Genomic DNA, 18,906 nt, shown 5'->3' with positions numbered 1-18,906 from the left:
ATCTCGAACAAGGGGGCAGGACATGCATACGGAACTCGATCATCTCGCCGAACTCGCCGGCAAGGGCAGGATATCGCGGCGCGATTTCCTCGGCCGCGCGGCCGCGCTCGGCGCCTCGGCGGCGCTGGCGACGACGCTGGCCGGCAAGGCTTTCGCCGCGACCCCGGTGAAGGGCGGCATCATCAAGGCCGGCCTGCAGGGGGGTGAATCGACCAACAGCCTCGACCCGGCGCTGAACCTCAGCCAGGTCACTTTCAACTTCTGTAAGCAGTGGGGCGAATTCCTTGTCCGGCTAACGCCCGAGGGAGGCGTCGAGAACCTGATCGCCGAGGAGATCGGCGCCTCGGCCGACGCCAAGACCTGGACGATGAAAATCCACGACGGCGTCGAATTCCACAACGGCAAGACGGTGACGGCTGAAGATGTCGTCGCCACGCTCGAGCGCCACGCCGATGAGAAGTCGAAATCCGGCGCGCTCGGCATTTTGAAGAACATCAAGACCATCAAGGCCGACGGCAAGGAGGTGGTGGTGACGCTCGGCGACGCCGACGCCGACTTCCCCTATCTGATGGCCGACTACCACCTGGTGATCCAGCCGAATGGCGGCAAGGACAACCCGAATGCCGGCGTCAGCGCCGGGCCGTACAAGGTCGCCGTCAACCAGCCCGGCGTGAAGCATGGCGGCGAGCGCTTCGCCAATTACTGGCGCGGCGACAAGGCCGGCCATGCCGACCAGATCGAGATTGTCGTGATCAACGATCCGACGGCCCGGCTCGCGGCGCTGCAGGGCGGCCAGGTGCATCTCATCAACCGCGTCGAGCCCAAGGTGGTCGATCTGGTGAAACGCATGCCGGGCGTCAGCGTCGAGAACGTGTCGGGGCGCGGCTACTACCCGTTCAACATGTTCTGCGACACCGCGCCCTTCGACAACAACGACCTCCGCATGGCGCTGAAGCTTGCCATGGACCGCGAGGAGATGCTCGACAAGATCCTGCGCGGCTATGGCTCGGTCGGCAACGACTTCCCGATCAACGAAGCCTACCCGCTTTTCTCCGCCGATATCGAGCAACGCAAGTTCGATCCGGAAAAAGCGGCAGCCGCCTACAAGAAATCGGGCCACAGCGGCTCGATCCTGCTGCGCACCTCGGACGTCGCCTTCCCCGGCGCGGTCGACGCGGCGCAACTCTACCAGCAGTCCTGCGCCAAGGCCGGCATCAAAATAGAGATCAAGCGCGAGCCGGGCGACGGTTACTGGTCGGAGGTGTGGAACAAGCAGCCCTTCTCGCTCTCCTATTGGGGCGGGCGGCCGACGCAAGGCCAGATGTATTCCACCGGCTATCTGTCAACCGCCGACTGGAACGACACACGCTTCAAGCGGCCCGAATTCGACAAGATGCTCTATGCCGCGCGCGCCGAGTTGGACCAGGCCAAGCGCAAGGCGATCTATCGCGACATGGCGATGCTGATGCGCGACGAAGGCGGCCTGATCGTGCCGTTCTTCAACCAGTTCGTCGACGCTGCCAACACCAAGAAGATCAGCGGCTACGCCAAGAACCCAAATGGCGAGATGATGGACGGCTACGCGCTCTGCGAATGCTGGCTGAACGCCTGATATCAGTATAATTCTTCGAACGCCGCGTGTCCCCGGGACGCGCGGCGTTCTTGTTTAGACCGACAATCATAGGAAGCTGTCCGTGGCGCTCAAATCCAAACTGCTGCTCATCATCCTCGACGGCGTGCCCTACCGGAACTGGCGCCGGCTGATGGGCAATCTCGAGGGCTGGACGCAGTCGGGCGAGGCGCAGGCGTGGAAGATGCGCTCGGTGCTGCCCTCGACCTCGGCCTGCTGCTACGCCTCGATCCACACCGGTGTTTCGCCGCAGGTGCATGGCATTCTTTCCAACGAGAATCGCTTTCGCGTCACGCAGCCCGACATCTTCTCGGAGGTCAGCAAGGCCGGCGGCAGGACGGGTGCGGTGACCCATTCCTATTGGTCGGAATTCTTCCGCAGCTTTCCGTTCGACCTTGTCGAGGACATGGAGTTCGACGATCCAAGCGGGCCGATCACGCATGGCCGCTTCCACACCATGACCGGCTACAATCTCAAGAACCAGATGACGCCGAGCGACATCGACCTGTTCGCGACGCTGACCATGCTGGCGAAGCGACACGGCATCGACTACGGCATCCTGCACACCTGCACGCTGGATTCGATGGGACATCGCTTCGGCCATGACTGCATCGAGATGGACCATGCCTGCTACGCCATGGACGGCATGCTCGCCGCCTTCCTGCCGCGATGGCGCGAAGCCGGTTATGAAGTGATCGTGACGGCCGACCACGGCCAGACCGACCGCGGCCACCATGGCGGCCATGACGACGAGATGCAGGATTTCGCGCTCTATTATTTCGGGCCCGCGAAAGGCCCCGAGGCCGACACGCTGCTCGACCAGCTGCAGCTCGCGCCGACGGTGCTGAGCCGGCTTGGCGTGGCGATACCGGAGACGATGAAGGCGAAGGTGTTTTTGGGGTAAGCGCCGCCTTTCCTTCTCCCCTTGTGAGGGTTTTGCATGGGAGTCGATATTTAGCGCACGAGGCGGATGGGCGTTTTTTGAAAGGCGCTCTGGCCGCTTTGGCGGGTTATTTTGCCTCGCTCTTGGGGCCTCAGGCCGCCATGGCAGTGGATTTTGGGCGGACTGCGCCTCATGCCGGCTTCCTCTTTGGGAAGAGGACTGCGGCCGCTCTTTGCAGATTGTAGCCGCAGCCGGCAAGCATGCACTGCGTCCGGTTGGTCGCAAGGTTGAAGAAGCGCAGTCGCCGCATGCCGTAGCGCTGTTTGAACACTGCAAACGGCCGCTCCACTGCCGCCCGCACCTTCGAGATCAGCCGGTTGCGCTGCTTCTGACGCGGCGTCAGCGGATGGTGCTTGTTGGCTCTGTGCATCAGCCGGTCCTTGATGCCGGCCTGCTTCAGCCGGGCATGGCGGGCATGGGTGTAGTAGGCTTGGTCGCCATAGGCCGCCTTCTCGTCCCCGATGATCAGGCCGTCGGCCGGCTCGGTATCGGTGACCGATGCATCCGTGAAGTCCATGCGCCGGATCAGCGTATGAGCATCGTCGACGCCGTTGTGCACCTTATAGCCGAACACGGTCTTGTTGCCCTTGCGTCCCCAACGTGCCTCGCCATCAACCGATGGCCGCGCCGTCGCCTCCGGCTTCGCCGGCGGGCGCGCGGCGGCCTGCATGAAGGAGGCATCAATCAACGTGCCGCGCTTGACGATCAGCCCCTTCTGCTCAAGCTGCCGCGTGATCTCATAAAACACCCGGTCGATCAGCCCATCGCACTTCAGCTCCTCGCGGAAACGCCACAACGTCGAATGGTCCGGCGTGGGGTCCGACAGGCTGAAACCGGCAAAGCGGCGGAACGACAGCCGGTCGCGCAGTTGTGCCTCCAGCGAAGGATCGCTGAGATTGTTCCACACGCCAAGCAGCAGACAGCGCAGCAAGGCCTCGGCCGGATAGCTAATATTGCCCCGTCCTGGTCCGCTGCGCTGACCAAGAAGCGCCTTGATCGGCACCCAGTCGATCACTCGCGAGATCTGGTCAAGCTCCGTCACATCCGACCACACCAGCCCATCCGCAAGGCTCAGTTGTCCAAGCACGCGATCGACATCCGAATCATCTCCCCTTCATGCCGGACATACGGAATCACCAACTCAGTTCCGTGCAAAGCCCCCACAAGGGGAGAAGGGGAAACCTCGCGCCTCTGGCAACGCTCCGTTTCTTCGGTTAGCCTCCGAAAATCCTTGGCGGAGGGTGAACCTTTTTGGACCGATCAGCGACAGAGCTTCGAGGAGCCAGGCGGCTCGACCGGCCATGAATGCGGCGACGGAAACCGATCGCGCGCTTGTAGACCGGGTCGCGAAGGGCGACCGGGCCGCCGTTCGGCTCCTGTTCATGCGTCACCACGCGCGGATCTACCGCTTCGTGGCGCGCCAGACGGGATCGGAAATGATGGCCGACGATATCGCAAACGAGGTTTTTCTGGAGCTGTGGAAGCAGGCGCCCGGCTTCGAGGGCCGCTCTGAAGTCTCGACCTGGCTGCTCGGCATCGCCCGCTTCAAGGCGCTGTCTTCGCTGCGCAAGAAGAAGGAAGACTGGGTCGACGACGATGACGCGGCGCAGGTCCCCGACAGCGCCGACACGCCGGAAGTCGTCACCATGAAGGAAGACAAGGCCGCCGCCTTGCGCCGTTTCGTCGATGCCCTGGCCGAAGAACATCGCACGGTGATCGACCTTGCCTATTACCATGGCCAGTCGGTGACCGAGATTGCCGAGGTGCTCGGCATTCCAGTCGCGACCGTCAAGACCAGAATGTTCTACGCCCGCAAGAAACTCGGCGAAGCCCTCAAGGCCGCCGGTTACGACAGGGGGTGGCCATGAGCGCCGCTGAAAAGATGTCGCGCCGCGACGAGATGGAGACGCTGCTGCCGTTCTATCTGAACGGCTCGCTGGAAGGCGCCGAGCTGGAGGCCGTCGAGGAATGGCTGGCCACCGATCCGGCGGCGATGGCCGCCCTTGGTGAAGCGGAAGCCGAATTCTCCGGCACCGCCGCCGCCAACGAGGCGATCCGCCCGCCAGCCGATGCACTCAGCCGTTTTACCAGGACGCTCGACGCCGAGACCGGCCCCGTGCGCGCGCCCGGCCAATCCTGGCTGGCGAAAGTCTTCGGCCGGGTGACGGCGATGCCGGCCGGCGTCGCCTGGGCGGCGGCCGCTGCGCTGCTGGCGTTGGTCATCGTGCAGTCCTTCGAACGGCCGGGCGGCAAGGGCAACGATTTCGAGGTGGCCGGCGCCGAGGACGATCTGGCGAAGCTGCCTTTCGCCCTGGTCAAGTTCAAGCCGGATGCCAAGATGGCCGAGATCGCCGCCTTCCTCGGCCAGAACGGACTGAAAATCGCCGGCGGACCGACCGCCGACGACGTGTTCCACCTGACCATCCCGGCCAGCACGGCGGCCGACTACGACAGGCTCGTCGGCCTTGTTGCCGCCCAGCCTTTCGCGGATACTGTGATCCAGGGAAGGAAACCGGCCGATGGCGGCTAAGGCAATTCCAGGAAAAGTGCGCCGCGGTTTTCCGTCCGGAATTGCGTCGGGACCAAGGATCATTCTTCGTGCGGCGCTCCTTGCGGCGGCGGCTTTTGTCGCCGCGCCTGCGTTCGCGCAGACCAACGATCCCAATCTGACGCAGAAGCAGGTGGACTGCCTGAACCGCACGACAACGGCAGGCAGCGACTGCGACAAGGACGGCGGCGCCAAGAATGGCGAAGGAACGCCAGGCACTGCGAGCGGCGCGGTGTTCCTGCCGGCGCTGATCGTCGATCTCTTTCCGAACCCACCGGCAGGCGCTGCCCCGCAAATGCCGGCGCCGTCCAACGGCGCATCGTCATCGAATGGTTCCGGCAACACCCCGCCACCCGCTCCGGCGCCGAGCGGTCCGGTCACCGTGCCGCAAGGCCTCAACCTGGCGGAGCCGCCGCGCGCCGTCGCCGGCGAATTCGTGCCCGACGAGGTGCTGGTGACGGTCGACGGCGATGCCGGCGTGGTTCAGCAGATCGCCAATTCCTTCGGCTTGCAGGTGCGCTCGCAGCGCCAGTCGCGGCTGCTTGGTTCGACGTTGGTGCGCTTCGGCATCACCGACGGGCGGCCCGTCGGCGTGGTGCTGGCGCAGCTTGCCGCCGACGGCCGCACACAACGGCGCGAGCCGAACCATATCTACACGCTGCAACAGGCGGCCGGCATCGTGAACTATGCCTTCGACCGCATCGCGCTCGATTCAAAACAGGCGAGCGGCGAGAATGTGCGGGTCGCCGTCATCGACACCGGCATCGACGACACCAACCCGGCGCTTAAGGGCGTCATTGCTGACCAATATGACGCCATGCCCCACGTGCCGATCGAGAAGCGCGACCACGGCACCTCGGTCGACGGGCTGATCGCTGGCGTCGGGCCGCTGGAAGGCATGGCGCCGGGCGCCAAGATCTATCACGCGCGCGCCTTCGAGGGCGGCAAGTCGACCATGGACGTCATCCTGTCGGCGCTCGACTGGGCGGCTGAGCAGAATGTGCGCATCATCAATATGAGCTTCGTCGGCCCGAAGAACGACCTGCTCGGCACCGCCTGCCGCAACGCGCGAGCACTGGGCATGGTGCTGGTGGCGGCCGCCGGCAACAACGGCCCGAAGGCGCCCTATGGCTACCCGGCCGCCTTCGACGGCGTGATCGCGGTGACCGCCACCGACGCCAAGGACGGACTGATGCCGCAGGCCAATCGCGGCGCCTATGTCTTCATCTCGGCGCCGGGCGTCGAGATGGTGGCGCCGAGCGGCGCCGGCTCCGACGTGGTGACCGGCACATCCTTCGCCGCCGCGATCGTGTCCGGCGCCATCGCCAATCTGATCCACGCCGCGCCGAAACGCTCGGCCGACGATATCGAGAAGGCACTGGCGGCAACGGCGAAGGATCTCGGGCCCAAGGGGCGGGACAATGACTTTGGTTATGGGTTGATCGATACAAAGGCGGCCGAGGCGGCGAAGTAGTGAGTTTAAGGTGGCAGGCCCGTCAATAAATTGGCTGCCGGGTTCCCGATACCGCGCTTATACTGATGCGGCGGCCTGCTCGACGCCAGTTGCTTGTGCTTTGTGAGCAAGGCCGAGCGTCTCCCGAACGGCCCGAAGCACCTCGTCCGCCAGCGCCACATCTGTTTTTGCGATGGCGCGAGATGCTGCGATAGCGCCGATTTCGGCAGCGACGGCAGCAACGGCGAGACGGCGTCTCTCAGACGCGGGAATCGTCGTCTCAAGCGAACGTTGAAGCGTCGCTGCCATTTCCTCAAATGCACGCGTAAAGCTGGCGCTGACGGCGCTGTCCTGCCGCCCAACTTCACTTGCGGAAGCGGCCATCGGACAAGCCGTCTCGACTCTGTCGCGCATATCCGCTGAAAGATATCCAGCGAGGTATTCCTCGAAGGTGGGACTGCGATCACCCGCCCAAGCCCGGGTATCAGCCATGTTTCCCGCGAAGCCATGGGAAAACGCAGCCGCCGCCAGCTCATCCTTCGACGAGAAATGTGCATAGAGCGCTCCATGCGTCAGTCCGGCCTCCTTGGCGACTTCCGCTACGCCGACGCCGTCTATTCCCCGTTTACGGAACAGCCTGCTCGCCGCCTGCAACAGAGCGTGCCGGTTCTCCGCAGCTTTTTCCTTCGAAACACGCATTTCCAGCTTCCAGACCAATGTCACGAATTTTTTAGTTGCGATCGCCACCAAAGTCAAATAGATGCCGGACATCGCTTTTTGATTGCGATCGCAACCAATGGAGAAACAGGCATGCGTTACAGACTTTTCGGGAAGCACACGGGACTTCGGGTCTCCGAACTGGTGCTCGGGACCGGTAGCTTCGGGACGGGCTGGGGACATGGCGCTGAGCCCGAGGAGGCCCGTCGCATCTTCGACGCCTATGCGGACGCCGGCGGCAACTTCATCGATACGGCCAACGGCTATCAGTTCGGTCAATCCGAGGAAATCCTGGGCGATCTGCTGGCTGGGCGGCGCGACGATTTCGTGTTGGCCACCAAATTCACCATGCGGACGGACCCCGCGGCCGGTATTCTGGTCACGGGCAATAGCCGCAAGGCCATGGTCTCATCGGTCGAGGCGAGCCTCAGGCGGCTCAAAACCGATCGCATCGATCTCTATTGGGCTCACATGTCGGACGGAGTCACCCCGGTCGAAGAAGTCGTGCGCGGCTTTGACGATCTAGTCCAGGCCGGCAAGATCCTTTATGCGGGTCTTTCCGACTTTCCCGCCTGGCGGGCGGCGAGGGCCGTCACCATTGCGGAATTGCGCGGAGCCGCCCCTATTGCAGGTCTTCAGGTGGAGCACAGCCTCGTCGAGCGAACGACCGAACTGGAACTCCTGCCTGCAGGGCAAGCGCTCGGCCTCGGCATCGTGGCCTGGTCACCGCTTGGCGGCGGCATGTTGACCGGAAAGTACCGCAAAGGCGAGAAAGGCCGCGCGGAGGGTTTCGGCGGCAGGGTATTCCAAGCCGAAGATTCCGCGCAGCGTACTGCCATCCTCGACACCCTGATCGCGGTTGCGAAGGACGCCGGAGTCACGCCCAGTGAAATCGCCATCGCCTGGGTTGCGGCCAAGGGCTCGCTCCCGATCATCGGACCACGCACGCTGGCTCAGCTCGAAAACAACCTGGCTGCGGCAAAAGTAACGTTGTCGCCGGAGCAAATTGCACGCCTTGATGAGGTGAGCGCGACGCGACCGATCTTCCCCTACACGGTGCTCAATGATCCCGAGACCAGGCAGGGCTTCACGGGTGGCAAGGCCGACCGCTTCGACGCGCCGGCCGAAGCAGTCGCCTGAGGTATCCGCCAGCGCCTCCGCGCCGGCTTGGATTCCCGGGCCGGCGCCCCCAGCCACTGACCCTCGCACCACCAGATGCGCGCCGCCAGACACCCTTGGCGACACGCCGCGCGCCGGCGAGCCGGAGCACGAGGCGGACAGCGGCACCTGGAATTCTCCAGCCGCGGCCCCGGGAAGACGTCATCAGGGACAACCTGCGACGGCTACGGCCTGCTTGAAATAAGGCGGCGGAGGCTGCCAAGGATTGATCCTCGGCCACATGCGCTTACAGAGCCGGACCCAACCGTACCGGGCTTCCGTCATAGAAGCGCGGCAGCCGGAAGCGGCTGAGGTCGTGGCCGGTGTCGTTTCCCTGGATCATGTCGGAGACGACGCGGCCCATGCCGGGCCCGATGCCGAAGCCGTGGCCGCTCATTCCGGTCGCCACGAAGAGACCGCCGATCGCCTGGACCCGATCGACGACAGGGACGACATCGGGCATGGCGTCGATCATGCCGCCCCAGCCGACCTTCAAGCGCGCTTTCTCGAACTGGGGAAAAAGCTGTTTGAAATTGCGCTCTGTCGCGCGCAGCCGGGCCGGTTCGGGGGCCGGGTTGAGCACCCGCATTCTCTCGAAGGGACTCTCTTCATCCGGCGCCCAATCGCGCGGCGTCGACCAGCCGTCCGGGTAGCCTGACGGCGCGAACGGGAAATAGCGCGCTCCGAACGGATCGTTCCTGAGGGCGGGGATATATTTGGTGGCATGCCGAAATGCGTCAGGCCCGAGGTAAAGCAAATGGCTGCCGCCGCCGGCGAGCGTGTATCCGCCGTCCTGTCTGCGCCGGAAAGCGATGTGGTCGTCGGCGGCCGCGCCTGCATAGATCTCGGGCAAGGGCTCGGTCGCGGCTACGGTTACCCGGACGCTGAGCTGGGGGATGGACACGCCGTGCCGCGCCAGGAACAGGGACGACCAGGCGCCGCCCGCGACCAGCACGGTGGAGGTCTCGATATATCCCGCCTCGGTCCACACGCCCCTGATCCTGCCGGCCTCGATGTCGAGGGTGCGCGCCGCGCAATTCTCGACGATCCTGGCGCCTTTTCGCGCGGCAAGCCGGGCCAGCGCCGGCACCGCCAGCCAGGGTTCCGCGCGCATGTCGGAGGGCGTCGTCATCGCGCCCTTGAATCTGCGCGACATGCCGGTGATGAGCTTCGCGGTTTCGTCCGCATCCAGGAGACGTGTGTCGAGCCCATGGATCGCGGCGATCTTCATGAACGCTTCGAAGCCGGCCATGTCCTTTTCGGTGTTGGCCAGATAGGTCACGCCTGTCTGGGTGAGCCCGATGTCCTCGCCGCTTTCGTCGGCCAGTTGCCGCCACAGGCGGATAGCCTCGATAACGATCGGCAGTTCGTCCGCGTCCCGTCCCTGCTTTCTGATCCAGCCCCAATTTCGCGAGGACTGCTCGGCAGCGACGCGGCCCTTTTCCAGCAGCGTCACCGGAATGTTGCGGGCGGCAAGGAAAAGCGCCGTCGTTACGCCGATGACACCGCCACCGACGATCATCACTTCCGAAGTCTTCGGCGGCGGCCCAGGGTACTGGATTGGATCCGCTTCGGTGAACGGGAATGTGGGCAAATGGCGCACCCTGAAGGATCGGTTGACGGTCCAGGCTTACCGGTTGTTGCCGTCCAAGATCAGGAGCAGGCGAAGGCGGATCGTTGTCCCACGAGGTAAAAACAGCCCGAAAGGCGGCGGCTGGCTAGGCTGTTGGATCCTGCCCTAGACCGGCGCCCCTGCCACCGATCCCCGCACCACCAGATCCACCGGCCACACCTCGCCGCGCGCGCCCTCTTCCAGTCCCGATATGCGCGCCGCCAGCCGCTCGGCGACGCGCGCGCCGGCAAGGCGGATCGAGGAGCGCGTCGTCGACAAAGGCACCGGGAAATTTTCCGGCCGCAGCCATGGGAAGACGTCGTCATGGGCGATCAGCGACAGGTCGCCCGGTATCGTCAGGCCAAGATCGCGCACGGCGCGCACGACGCCCAGCGCCATGATCAGACTGGAGCAGACGATCGCCGTCGGCGGCTCACTGTCCTCAAGCAGGCGGCGGGCGGCGCGATAACCGTTTTCCTCGGTCATGGTCACCGAGCGGATGAGACGCTCGCCGAGCGTCATCCCGCTCGCGACAAGCGCCCGGCGCATGCCGCGCTCGCGGTGGATGGCGAAGGTCTCGCGCTCATTGCCGTTGATCAGCGCCAGGCGCTTGTGGCCGAGCTGAAGCAGCAGCCGCGCCGCCTCGTGGAAGGCGCCCTCATTGTCGATGTCGAGATAGGGATAATCGAAATCCAAACCTTCGCTGCGGCCATGGGCAATGAAGGGTATGCCCAGCGTATTGACCAGGGCCAGCCGCCGGTCGGCCGGACGCGGCGAGGAGATGTAGACGGCGTCGACCTGCCGGTTGGCGACGATGCGGCGGTAGGTGGTCTCCTCATCGTCGGCATCAGCGGGCGACAGCACCAGGTCGAGTTCGTGCGACCGGGCATAGTCGCCGAGGCCGGAGAGGAATTCGACGAAATGCGGATCGATGTCGACGGCGGCGCCCGTCGGCAGCACATAGCCGATCATGCCCGACTTGCCGGTGGCGAGCCGGCGCGCGCTGGGGTTCGGCCGGTAGCCGTGGCGCTTGGCGGCGTCCATCACCCGGCGCCGGGTTTCCTCGCTGACCTCGGGGTAGCCGTTCAATGCCCGACTGACCGTGGTCTGCGAAAGCGACAGCATGTGCGACAGTTGCTTGAGGTTCATCGGAGGCCTCCAGCCTCAAAGCGCTTTCAATTTTAATCGACCCGATGATGGCTGGCGCAATCGCCAGACGAGGTGAGCTTAGAGGCGCATCGACCGTGTTTGAAGCCAAAATTGCTGCTGCAGCGCCAAAAAAGCTTGCTGCACTGCACTTTCTTCAAGCATTCGGCCTTTTTTAAATCGATTAGCAACACGAGCCTCTTGACTTCATGACGATTCAATGGCGAGATCAAGTTAGCCAAAGCGCTTTGGAACACTCTTCGAAAGGTTGCGGTTGCCTTCTCGCTGAGTCACAGTTCCGTGGGCGTTGCGGATGAAATGGAGGTTTCGTCCGAACTGTCTCAACACTGGGAGGACTGCGATGAAGAAAATGCTTCTCTTGGGTGCCGCGTTCGCTGCGCTCACCCTTGGCCTGCCGGCACATGCCGAACTGAAGTTCAAGCCGGGCGAGGATTCGAAATTCCACTGGGCGAACTACGACGACCTCAAGAAGGTCGACCTCAAGGGCGAGACGCTGACGATCTTCGGACCCTGGCGCGGCGAGGACGAGACGCTTGTGCGCTCGGTCCTCGACTATTTCCAGGAAGCGACCGGCGCCGAGGTCAAATATTCCTCATCCGAGAATTATGAGCAGCAGATCGTCATCGACACCCAGGCCGGCAGCCCGCCCAACATCGCCGTCCTGCCGCAGCCTGGCCTGATCCAGGATCTCGCCTCCAAGGGCGTGCTGACCCCGCTGGGCGACGACGTCGCCGCCTGGATCAAGGAAAACTATGCCGCCGGCGACTCCTGGGCCAAGCTCGGCACCTATACGGGCAAGGACGGCAAGCCCGGCTTCTATGCCTTCCCCTACAAGATCGACGTGAAGGGCCTGGTCTGGTACTCGCCGGATAATTTCGATGAGGCCGGCTACAAGGTGCCGAAGACCCAGGAAGAGCTCGCTGATCTCGAAAAGAAGATCGTCGCCGACGGCGGCAAGCCATGGTGCATCGGGCTGGGTTCGGGCGGCGCCACGGGCTGGCCGGCGACCGACTGGGTCGAGGACATCATGCTGCGCACGCAGCCGCCGGAAGTCTACGACAAGTGGACGAAGAACGAAATCCCGTTCACCGACCCGGCCGTGGTCAACGCCATCGACATCTTCGGCAAGATCGCCACCGACGACAAGATGGTGGACGGCGGCGCCAAGGCGGTCGCGGCGACGGACTTCCGCGACAGTCCGAAGGGCCTCTTCACCGTGCCGCCCAAGTGCTACATGCACCATCAGGCGTCGTTCATTCCTTCCTTCTTCCCGGAGAACGTGAAGCTCGGCCAGGATGCGGACTTCTTCCCCTATCCGCCCTACGCCTCCAAGCCGGAGCTGGGCACGCCGCTGGAAGTGGCCGGAACGCTGGTGATGATCACCAAGGACTCCAAAGCCTCGCGCGAGTTCATCAAGTTCCTGCAGATGCCGCTCGCGCATGAATTGTGGATGGCGCAGAAGAGCTTCGTCACCCCGTTCAAGGCGGCCAACAAGGACGCCTATGGCAGCGACGCGCTGAAGAAGCAGGGCGAGATCCTCGTTGGAGCCACGACGGTGCGGTTCGACGGCTCCGACCTGATGCCCGGCAAGGTCGGCGCGGGCTCGTTCTGGACCGGCATGATCGACCTGGTCGGCGGTAAGTCCGCGCAGGACGTCGCCGCCGACATCCAGAAAAGCTGGGATGCCATCAAGTAGTCATCCGGCAAACAGGCCGCCGCGCGCGGCCTGATATTTTCCTCATCCTCCACCAGGATCCGGGCTACGGCCCGGATCCGACCGGCGGTCCACGCCGGAAGCCTTCGCGTTTCGATCGTTCCGAAAAACCGAAAATCGGTGCATCCGACCGCCAGCCCCGGCTGGCCGGTCATGCGCAGGGAGAGGGACCCATGGCGGCTCAGATTTTCTCGGCCATATTCGTCATCATCATCGGCGTCGGCGGCTGTGTCGCCTATTTCTGGGGCGCCAACAAACTGCTCGATCTCGTTTTCCCGTCGCGCGGCGTCTCAGGCGCGGCAGCCGTCGACAATCTGCGCCGCCAGGGCCTGGTGCGGCCCTGGCTGTTCGTCGGCCCGGCGATGATCATCCTCACCATCTATCTGATCTACCCGGTGATCGAGACGCTGCGGCTCTCCTTCCTCGATCGCGGCGGCGAGAATTTCGTCGGCCTCGCCAATTACGAGTGGGCGTTCGGCGACCACGATTTCCGCAACTCGATCCTCAACAACATCCTGTGGCTGGCGGTGGTGCCGGCGGCCTGCACCTTCCTCGGGCTGATCATAGCCGTGCTCACCGACAAGATCTGGTGGGGCACGATCGCCAAGAGCCTGATCTTCCTGCCGCTCGCCATCTCCTTCGTCGGCGCCAGCGTGATATGGAAGTTCATCTACGAGTACCGCGGCGAGGGCCAGGTGCAGATCGGCCTGCTCAACGCCATCATCCAGTATTTCGGCGGCCAGCCGCAGGTGTGGATATCGCTGCCGTTCTGGAACAATTTCTTCCTCATGGTGATCCTGATCTGGATCCAGACAGGGTTTGCGATGGTCATCCTGTCGTCGGCGCTGCGCGGCATCCCGGAAGAGACGCTCGAGGCTGCGGTCATCGACGGCGCCAACCCGTTCCAGATCTTCTGGAAAATCATGGTGCCGCAGATCTGGGGCACGATCGCGGTGGTGTGGACCACCATCACCATCCTGGTGCTGAAAGTGTTCGACATCGTGCTGACCATGACCAACGGCCAATGGAACAGCCAGGTGCTGGCCAATCTGATGTTCGACTGGATGTTCCGCGGCGGCGGCGATTTCGGCCGCGGCGCGACCATCGCCATCATCATCATGATCGCGGTCATCCCGATCATGGTCTGGAACATCCGCCAGGCCAACAAAGAGACGGGAGGGCATTGAGATGGCCGCGTCCACCGGAAAGTCGTTCGTCAGCCGCTTCGGCGTTCATATCGCCGTGCTGGTCTTCGTCGTCATCTGGACCATCCCCACGCTCGGCATTCTCGTCTCGTCGCTGCGCGACAAGGACCAGATCATCGCATCGGGCTGGTGGAATTCCTTCGCCAGCTCCAGCCAGACCGAGGCCGGGCGGCTGCCGGCCGCCTCGGCGCAGACGCAGAAGGACGGCAAATATGTCATCGAAGGCAACGTCTTCGGCGACGGCGCCAAGCGCGACATCAGCGCGTTTGGCGTCAAGGCGGCGGCGCCGACGCAATACAAGGCCGGCACGGCGGCTGATCTTGGCGACGGCGTCACCTTGCAGGTGAACGCGGATGGCAGCTTCGTGCTCGCCTCGCCGCAGGCATTCGAAGGCGATCGCGGCCAGCGCGTCTATTACGCCTCCTCGGCGCCGCCGAAATTCACCGCCGAGAACTACGATGCGGTGCTTTTTTCCGAAGGCATCGGCCGCTCGTTCATGAACTCGCTGACGGTGACCATTCCGGCAACGATCATCCCCATCCTGATCGCGGCCTTCGCGGCCTATGCGCTCGCCTGGATGCGCTTTCCCGGCCGGGCGGTGCTGATTGCCGTCATCATCGGCCTGCTGGTCGTGCCGCTGCAGATGTCGCTCATCCCGCTGCTCAAGCTCTATAACGGCGTCGGCACCTTCTTCGGCGTGCCGTCCAAGACCTATCTCGGCATCTGGCTGGCGCATACCGGCTTCGGCCTGCCTTTCGCCATCTATCTGCTGAGGAGCTACATCGCCGGCCTGCCGCGCGAGATCATGGAATCGGCGCGCATCGACGGCGCCAGCGATTTCGAGATCTTCGTCAAGATCGTGCTGCCGCTGTCGTTCCCGGTGCTTGCCTCCTTCGCCATCTTCCAGTTCCTATGGGTATGGAACGATCTGCTGGTGGCGATGGTTTTCCTCGGCACGGCGCCCGATCAGATCGTGCTGACGGCCAAGCTCAACGCGCTGCTCGGCTCACGCGGCGGCAATTGGGAGATCCTCACGACATCGGCATTCATCACCATCATCGTGCCGCTGATCGTGTTCTTCTCGCTGCAACGCTATTTCGTCCGCGGGCTGCTTGCCGGCTCGGTGAAAGGAGGTTGAAGACATGCAATCGGCTTTGAAGGCGACTTCGAGACCAGACCCTGCGATCGACCGCGACTGGTGGCGGGGCGCGGTGATCTATCAGATCTATCCGCGCTCCTACCAGGACTCCAACGACGACGGCATCGGCGATCTGAAGGGCATCGTTCAGCGTCTGCCCTACATCGCTTCGCTCGGCGTCGACGCCATCTGGATCTCGCCCTTCTTCAAATCGCCGATGAAGGATTTCGGCTATGACGTCTCGGATTACTGCGATGTCGACCCGATGTTCGGCACGCTCGCCGATTTCGACGCGCTGGTGGCGGAGGCCCATCGCTTGGGCCTCAAGGTGATGATCGACGAGGTGCTGTCGCACACCGCCGACATCCACCCGTGGTTCAAGGAAAGCCGCTCCAGCCGCAGCAATCCAAAGGCTGACTGGTATGTGTGGGCCGACGCCAAGCCGGACGGCACGCCGCCCAACAACTGGCTGTCGATCTTCGGCGGCTCGGCCTGGCAGTGGGACACCAGCCGCCAGCAATATTACATGCATAATTTCCTGGCCGAACAGCCCGACCTCAACTTCCACAATGGAGAAGTCCAGGACGCGCTGCTCGACATCACCCGCTTCTGGCTGGAACGCGGGGTCGACGGTTTTCGGCTCGACACGATCAACTTCTATTTCCACAGCCAGGGGCTGGAGGACAATCCGCCGCTGCCGCCGGAACAGCGCAACGACCAGACCGCACCCGCGGTCAATCCCTACAACTACCAGGACCATATCTACGACAAGAGTCGGCCGGAAAATCTCGGCTTCCTCGAGCGCTTCCGCGCGCTTCTGGACGAATATCCGGCACAGGCCGCCGTCGGCGAGGTCGGTGACTCTCAGCGCGGCCTGGAAGTGGTCGCCGCCTACACCGCCGACGGCAAGCGCGTGCACATGTGCTATTCCTTCGACTTCCTGGCGCCGGAAAAGATCAGCGCGGCGAAAGTGCGCGCGGTGCTGGAGGCCTTCGGCCGGGTCGCCAGCGACGGCTGGTCGTGCTGGGCTTTCTCCAACCATGACGTGATGCGGGTCGCCTCGCGCTGGGCCGCCAACGAGACGGACCCGACCGCCTATCTGAAGGTGATCTCGGCGCTTCTGATGTCGCTGCGCGGCTCGGTATGCATCTACCAGGGCGAGGAACTCGGCCTTGGCGAAGCGGAGCTGAAGTTCGAGGACCTGCAGGACCCCTATGGCATCCGCTTCTGGCCGGAGTTCAAGGGCCGCGACGGCTGCCGCACGCCGATGGTGTGGGAGGCCGCGGCCAAGAATGGCGGCTTCTCGACCGCCAAGCCCTGGCTGCCGGTGCCTGGCAGGCACCTGTCGCAGGCCGTCAACGTGCAGCAGGGCGACGCAAGCTCGCTGCTCGAGCATTACCGCCGCTTCCTCGCCTTCCGGCGCCAGCATCCGGCGCTGGGCAAGGGCGATATCGACTTCATCGAAAGCGATGGCGATACCGTCGCCTTCACGCGCCGCGAGGGCAATGAGCGGATCGTCTGCGCCTTCAACCTCGGCAGCAAGCCCGCCGAGGTCGATCTCGGCCAAGGCTCGCTGAAGCCCTTGCCCGGACATGGCTTTTCGGGACAGACTGGCAGCGGGCCGGTCCGCCTCGGCGGATACGGCGCCTGGTTCGGGCGCATCGACTGAACTTGCAGATAGAGATCAACGGAAGGAGAGAACCATGGCCGATGTCACGCTCAACCAGGTGAGGAAATCATACGGCAACCTCAATATTCTCCACGGCATCGACCTCGACATCAAATCGGGCGAGTTCATCGTCTTCGTCGGACCGTCGGGATGCGGCAAGTCGACCTTGCTGCGGTCGATCGCCGGGCTCGAGGAGATCACCGGGGGCGAACTGAAGATCGACGGCGAGGTGGTGAATGACGTGCCACCGTCGAAGCGGGGCATCGCCATGGTGTTCCAGTCCTATGCGCTCTATCCGCACATGACCGTCTACGACAACATGGCCTTCTCGATGAAGATCGGCAAGGAAAGCAAGGCCGAGATCGACAAGCGGGTGCGGCAGGCGGCGGAAATCCTGCAGCTCACCAAATATCTCGATCGCCTGCCCAAGGCGATGTCGGGCGGCCAGCGCCAACGCGTCGCCATTGGCCGCGCCATCGTGCGCAACCCGAAAGTGTTCCTGTTCGACGAGCCGCTGTCGAACCTCGACGCCGCATTGCGCGTCGCCACCCGCATCGAGATTGCCAAGCTCAAGGAATCGATGCCGAACACCACCATGATCTATGTGACGCACGACCAGGTCGAGGCGATGACGCTGGCGGACCGCATCGTGGTGCTGAAAGACGGGGTCGTCGAGCAGGTCGGCACGCCGATGGAACTCTACAAGCGCCCCGGCAATCTGTTCGTCGCCCAGTTCATCGGCTCGCCGGCGATGAACATATTGCCGGCAAAGATCGAGAAGGCCGGCAATCCGACCGTGCTCAGCCATGTCGGCGACCGCAAGGCGACGGTACCGATCGCGACGCCTGCCTCGGCGAATGGCGCGGCGGTGAGCTTCGGCGTGCGGCCGGAGGATCTCGCGATCGCCACCGGTTCCGATTACCTGTTCGAGGGCAAGGTCGACTATATCGAGCAGCTCGGCGAGGTTCAGCTCGTCTATATCGATATCGGCCGCGCAGACCTGCCCCTGGTCGCCAAGCTGCCGGGCAATGTCGAGGTCAAGCGCGGTGAGACACTGCGGCTCAACGCAAGCGCCGGCGATCTGCATATTTTCGACGCCGACGGCCATTCCTTCACGCTGCATCGCGAAGAAGCGAAGGCGGCCTGAGCGCAGAGCCGCTGCGGCAAAGAAAAAGCGGCGGGCCTCGGCCCGCCGCTCCTATTTCAAATCACGGTCGGCTGTTAACGATTGCCGAAGTGGTCGCGGTCGCTGCCCTGCTGCGGAGCTGACTTCTGCCCGTCGCGCGACGAATTCAGCAGCTTGTAGACCGGCGAGTCGTTGCCGATCGACGAGGTGCGGGTCGTATCCACGGCGGGAGCCGGCTGGTTGACGCCGCTGTTGCCGTAATTGTCGCTGCCCGCAAAAGCAGCCGAGGAAACGGCCATGAGAGCCGCGGTGGCAAGAATGATCTTTTTCATCTCAGTACTCCTGAATTTCCTGATCCGACCGAGGCGACGGGCAAACCCGTCGCCGTTCGAAGTCGGCTGTTAGTTGTTACCGAAAAGGTTGCGGTCGGCGCCCGTGGTGACAGGCTTCTGTTCAGTCGGTTCGGACTTGCGGACCGAGGCCGTGTAAGAAGAGTCGACCGTGGCGGCCGGCGGGTTGGCAGCCTGCGCGTTGTAATTGTCGCTACCGGCAAAGGCGCTGCCGGAAATTGCCAGAAGGGCGGCGGCAGTGAGAACAATCTTTTTCATTTTTGCTACTCCAGTATCTTTATTCAGTCCGTCTAGCGGCGTGTCTTGGGAATGAAATCGCGTCGTTCGGACAGCGCTGATTTGGGTGAGCCGATCGCCGGATTCCAATCACGAAGTTTTTTCGTCTGGACTATGAATCCGCATCTTGAAGTTTTCATAAGCATGCCTATGACCATATTTTTATCGAATTTAATCAATGACTTATGTGAGTTCGGCAG

The 18,906-nt window shown here is 63.4% G+C and carries 17 protein-coding genes; 11 read left to right on the top strand and 6 right to left on the bottom strand.

Features of this window, described 5'->3' with window-relative positions; genetic code table 11:
• Window positions 1–22 precede the first annotated feature (22 nt).
• Both EJ068_RS17840 and EJ068_RS17835 read left to right on the top strand, forming a co-directional pair.
• The gene (locus tag EJ068_RS17840; RefSeq protein WP_127252083.1) at window positions 23–1,612 is read left to right on the top strand and encodes an ABC transporter substrate-binding protein; all 1,590 of its coding nucleotides are present in this window, start codon (window positions 23–25) and stop codon (window positions 1,610–1,612) included.
• Window positions 1,613–1,694: 82 nt separating this feature from the next.
• Window positions 1,695–2,534 (top strand): alkaline phosphatase family protein, encoded by an 840-nt coding sequence (locus tag EJ068_RS17835; RefSeq protein WP_127252082.1) that lies wholly within the window; start codon window positions 1,695–1,697, stop codon window positions 2,532–2,534.
• Window positions 2,535–2,703: 169 nt separating this feature from the next.
• Here the strand turns inward: EJ068_RS17835 and EJ068_RS17830 are convergent, their stop codons facing one another.
• A complete protein-coding gene (locus tag EJ068_RS17830; RefSeq protein ID WP_129554678.1) occupies window positions 2,704–3,660 on the bottom strand; it encodes an IS5 family transposase in 957 nt (318 codons plus the stop codon).
• A gap of 214 nt (window positions 3,661–3,874) precedes the next feature.
• Between EJ068_RS17830 and EJ068_RS17825 the strand changes: the two genes are divergently transcribed.
• Genes EJ068_RS17825 through EJ068_RS17815 form a run of 3 tightly spaced genes read left to right on the top strand, consistent with a single transcriptional unit; the run spans window position 3,875 to window position 6,595 of the window.
• Window positions 3,875–4,441, top strand: a complete 567-nt coding sequence (locus tag EJ068_RS17825) for a sigma-70 family RNA polymerase sigma factor (protein ID WP_127252605.1) — start codon at window positions 3,875–3,877, stop codon at window positions 4,439–4,441.
• Window positions 4,438–5,103 carry an anti-sigma factor gene (locus EJ068_RS17820; protein ID WP_127252606.1) on the top strand — a complete coding sequence of 222 codons (666 nt, stop codon included), beginning with the start codon at window positions 4,438–4,440 and terminating at the stop codon, window positions 5,101–5,103. Before EJ068_RS17825 ends, EJ068_RS17820 begins: the two co-directional genes overlap by 4 nt.
• The gene (locus EJ068_RS17815; RefSeq protein WP_245463143.1) at window positions 5,093–6,595 is read left to right on the top strand and encodes a S8 family serine peptidase; all 1,503 of its coding nucleotides are present in this window, start codon (window positions 5,093–5,095) and stop codon (window positions 6,593–6,595) included. The genes EJ068_RS17820 and EJ068_RS17815 overlap by 11 nt, the downstream gene beginning before the upstream one ends.
• Window positions 6,596–6,652: 57 nt before the next feature.
• Here EJ068_RS17815 and EJ068_RS17810 read toward each other — a convergent pair whose 3' ends face one another.
• Entirely contained in the window at window positions 6,653–7,345 is a 693-nt protein-coding gene (locus tag EJ068_RS17810) for a TetR/AcrR family transcriptional regulator (protein ID WP_245463142.1), read from the bottom strand.
• Between the two features lie 39 nt (window positions 7,346–7,384).
• Here EJ068_RS17810 and EJ068_RS17805 point away from each other — a divergent pair, with 39 nt between their 5' ends.
• Window positions 7,385–8,431 (top strand): aldo/keto reductase, encoded by a 1,047-nt coding sequence (locus EJ068_RS17805; protein WP_126079917.1) that lies wholly within the window; start codon window positions 7,385–7,387, stop codon window positions 8,429–8,431.
• A 265-nt stretch (window positions 8,432–8,696) separates the two neighbouring features.
• Here the strand turns inward: EJ068_RS17805 and EJ068_RS17800 are convergent, their stop codons facing one another.
• Together EJ068_RS17800 and EJ068_RS17795 are read right to left on the bottom strand one after the other, a co-directional pair.
• Window positions 8,697–10,043 (bottom strand): FAD-binding oxidoreductase, encoded by a 1,347-nt coding sequence (locus tag EJ068_RS17800; RefSeq protein WP_126079918.1) that lies wholly within the window; start codon window positions 10,041–10,043, stop codon window positions 8,697–8,699.
• A 144-nt stretch (window positions 10,044–10,187) separates the two neighbouring features.
• Complete coding sequence (locus EJ068_RS17795; protein WP_126079919.1) at window positions 10,188–11,210, bottom strand: substrate-binding domain-containing protein; 1,023 nt, start codon at window positions 11,208–11,210, stop codon at window positions 10,188–10,190.
• 358 nt (window positions 11,211–11,568) lie between these two features.
• On the opposite strand from EJ068_RS17795, the gene EJ068_RS17790 reads away from it, so the two are divergent.
• The 5 genes from EJ068_RS17790 to ugpC all read left to right on the top strand — a co-directional run bounded on the left by EJ068_RS17790 (window position 11,569) and on the right by ugpC (window position 18,101).
• Entirely contained in the window at window positions 11,569–12,924 is a 1,356-nt protein-coding gene (locus tag EJ068_RS17790; RefSeq protein WP_126063161.1) for an ABC transporter substrate-binding protein, read from the top strand.
• Window positions 12,925–13,115: 191 nt separating this feature from the next.
• Window positions 13,116–14,129 (top strand): sugar ABC transporter permease, encoded by a 1,014-nt coding sequence (locus EJ068_RS17785; RefSeq protein ID WP_126079921.1) that lies wholly within the window; start codon window positions 13,116–13,118, stop codon window positions 14,127–14,129.
• Between the two features lies 1 nt (window position 14,130).
• Window positions 14,131–15,285, top strand: coding sequence for a carbohydrate ABC transporter permease (locus tag EJ068_RS17780; RefSeq protein ID WP_127252608.1), 1,155 nt, complete (start codon window positions 14,131–14,133; stop codon window positions 15,283–15,285).
• A 4-nt stretch (window positions 15,286–15,289) separates the two neighbouring features.
• Window positions 15,290–16,954 (top strand): alpha-glucosidase, encoded by a 1,665-nt coding sequence (locus EJ068_RS17775; protein ID WP_127252609.1) that lies wholly within the window; start codon window positions 15,290–15,292, stop codon window positions 16,952–16,954.
• 34 nt (window positions 16,955–16,988) lie between these two features.
• Window positions 16,989–18,101, top strand: a complete 1,113-nt coding sequence (gene ugpC / locus EJ068_RS17770; protein ID WP_129554677.1) for a sn-glycerol-3-phosphate ABC transporter ATP-binding protein UgpC — start codon at window positions 16,989–16,991, stop codon at window positions 18,099–18,101.
• Window positions 18,102–18,175: 74 nt separating this feature from the next.
• On the opposite strand, the gene EJ068_RS17765 is transcribed toward ugpC, so the two are convergent.
• Window positions 18,176–18,412 (bottom strand): DUF680 domain-containing protein, encoded by a 237-nt coding sequence (locus tag EJ068_RS17765; RefSeq protein WP_127252611.1) that lies wholly within the window; start codon window positions 18,410–18,412, stop codon window positions 18,176–18,178.
• A 69-nt stretch (window positions 18,413–18,481) separates the two neighbouring features.
• A complete protein-coding gene (locus EJ068_RS17760) occupies window positions 18,482–18,688 on the bottom strand; it encodes a DUF680 domain-containing protein (RefSeq protein ID WP_127386201.1) in 207 nt (68 codons plus the stop codon).
• Between the last annotated feature and the right edge of the window lie 218 nt (window positions 18,689–18,906).

It is taken from the genome of Mesorhizobium sp. M2A.F.Ca.ET.043.02.1.1 (assembly GCF_003952405.1).
Classification (GTDB): Bacteria; Pseudomonadota; Alphaproteobacteria; order Rhizobiales; family Rhizobiaceae; genus Mesorhizobium.
This window is presented reverse-complemented; position numbering and strand designations above follow the sequence as displayed.

Coding starts and splice junctions, on each gene's coding strand:
- EJ068_RS17820 (WP_127252606.1), top strand. CDS start 4,438: ATGAGCGCCGCTGAAAAGATGTCGCGCCGCGACGAGATGGAGACGCTG.
- EJ068_RS17825 (WP_127252605.1), top strand. CDS start 3,875: ATGAATGCGGCGACGGAAACCGATCGCGCGCTTGTAGACCGGGTCGCG.
- EJ068_RS17760 (WP_127386201.1), bottom strand. CDS start 18,688: ATGAAAAAGATTGTTCTCACTGCCGCCGCCCTTCTGGCAATTTCCGGC.
- EJ068_RS17765 (WP_127252611.1), bottom strand. CDS start 18,412: ATGAAAAAGATCATTCTTGCCACCGCGGCTCTCATGGCCGTTTCCTCG.
- EJ068_RS17790 (WP_126063161.1), top strand. CDS start 11,569: ATGAAGAAAATGCTTCTCTTGGGTGCCGCGTTCGCTGCGCTCACCCTT.
- EJ068_RS17785 (WP_126079921.1), top strand. CDS start 13,116: ATGGCGGCTCAGATTTTCTCGGCCATATTCGTCATCATCATCGGCGTC.
- EJ068_RS17840 (WP_127252083.1), top strand. CDS start 23: ATGCATACGGAACTCGATCATCTCGCCGAACTCGCCGGCAAGGGCAGG.
- EJ068_RS17795 (WP_126079919.1), bottom strand. CDS start 11,210: ATGAACCTCAAGCAACTGTCGCACATGCTGTCGCTTTCGCAGACCACG.
- EJ068_RS17815 (WP_245463143.1), top strand. CDS start 5,093: ATGGCGGCTAAGGCAATTCCAGGAAAAGTGCGCCGCGGTTTTCCGTCC.
- EJ068_RS17810 (WP_245463142.1), bottom strand. CDS start 7,345: ATGTCCGGCATCTATTTGACTTTGGTGGCGATCGCAACTAAAAAATTC.
- EJ068_RS17805 (WP_126079917.1), top strand. CDS start 7,385: ATGCGTTACAGACTTTTCGGGAAGCACACGGGACTTCGGGTCTCCGAA.
- EJ068_RS17775 (WP_127252609.1), top strand. CDS start 15,290: ATGCAATCGGCTTTGAAGGCGACTTCGAGACCAGACCCTGCGATCGAC.
- ugpC (WP_129554677.1), top strand. CDS start 16,989: ATGGCCGATGTCACGCTCAACCAGGTGAGGAAATCATACGGCAACCTC.
- EJ068_RS17780 (WP_127252608.1), top strand. CDS start 14,131: ATGGCCGCGTCCACCGGAAAGTCGTTCGTCAGCCGCTTCGGCGTTCAT.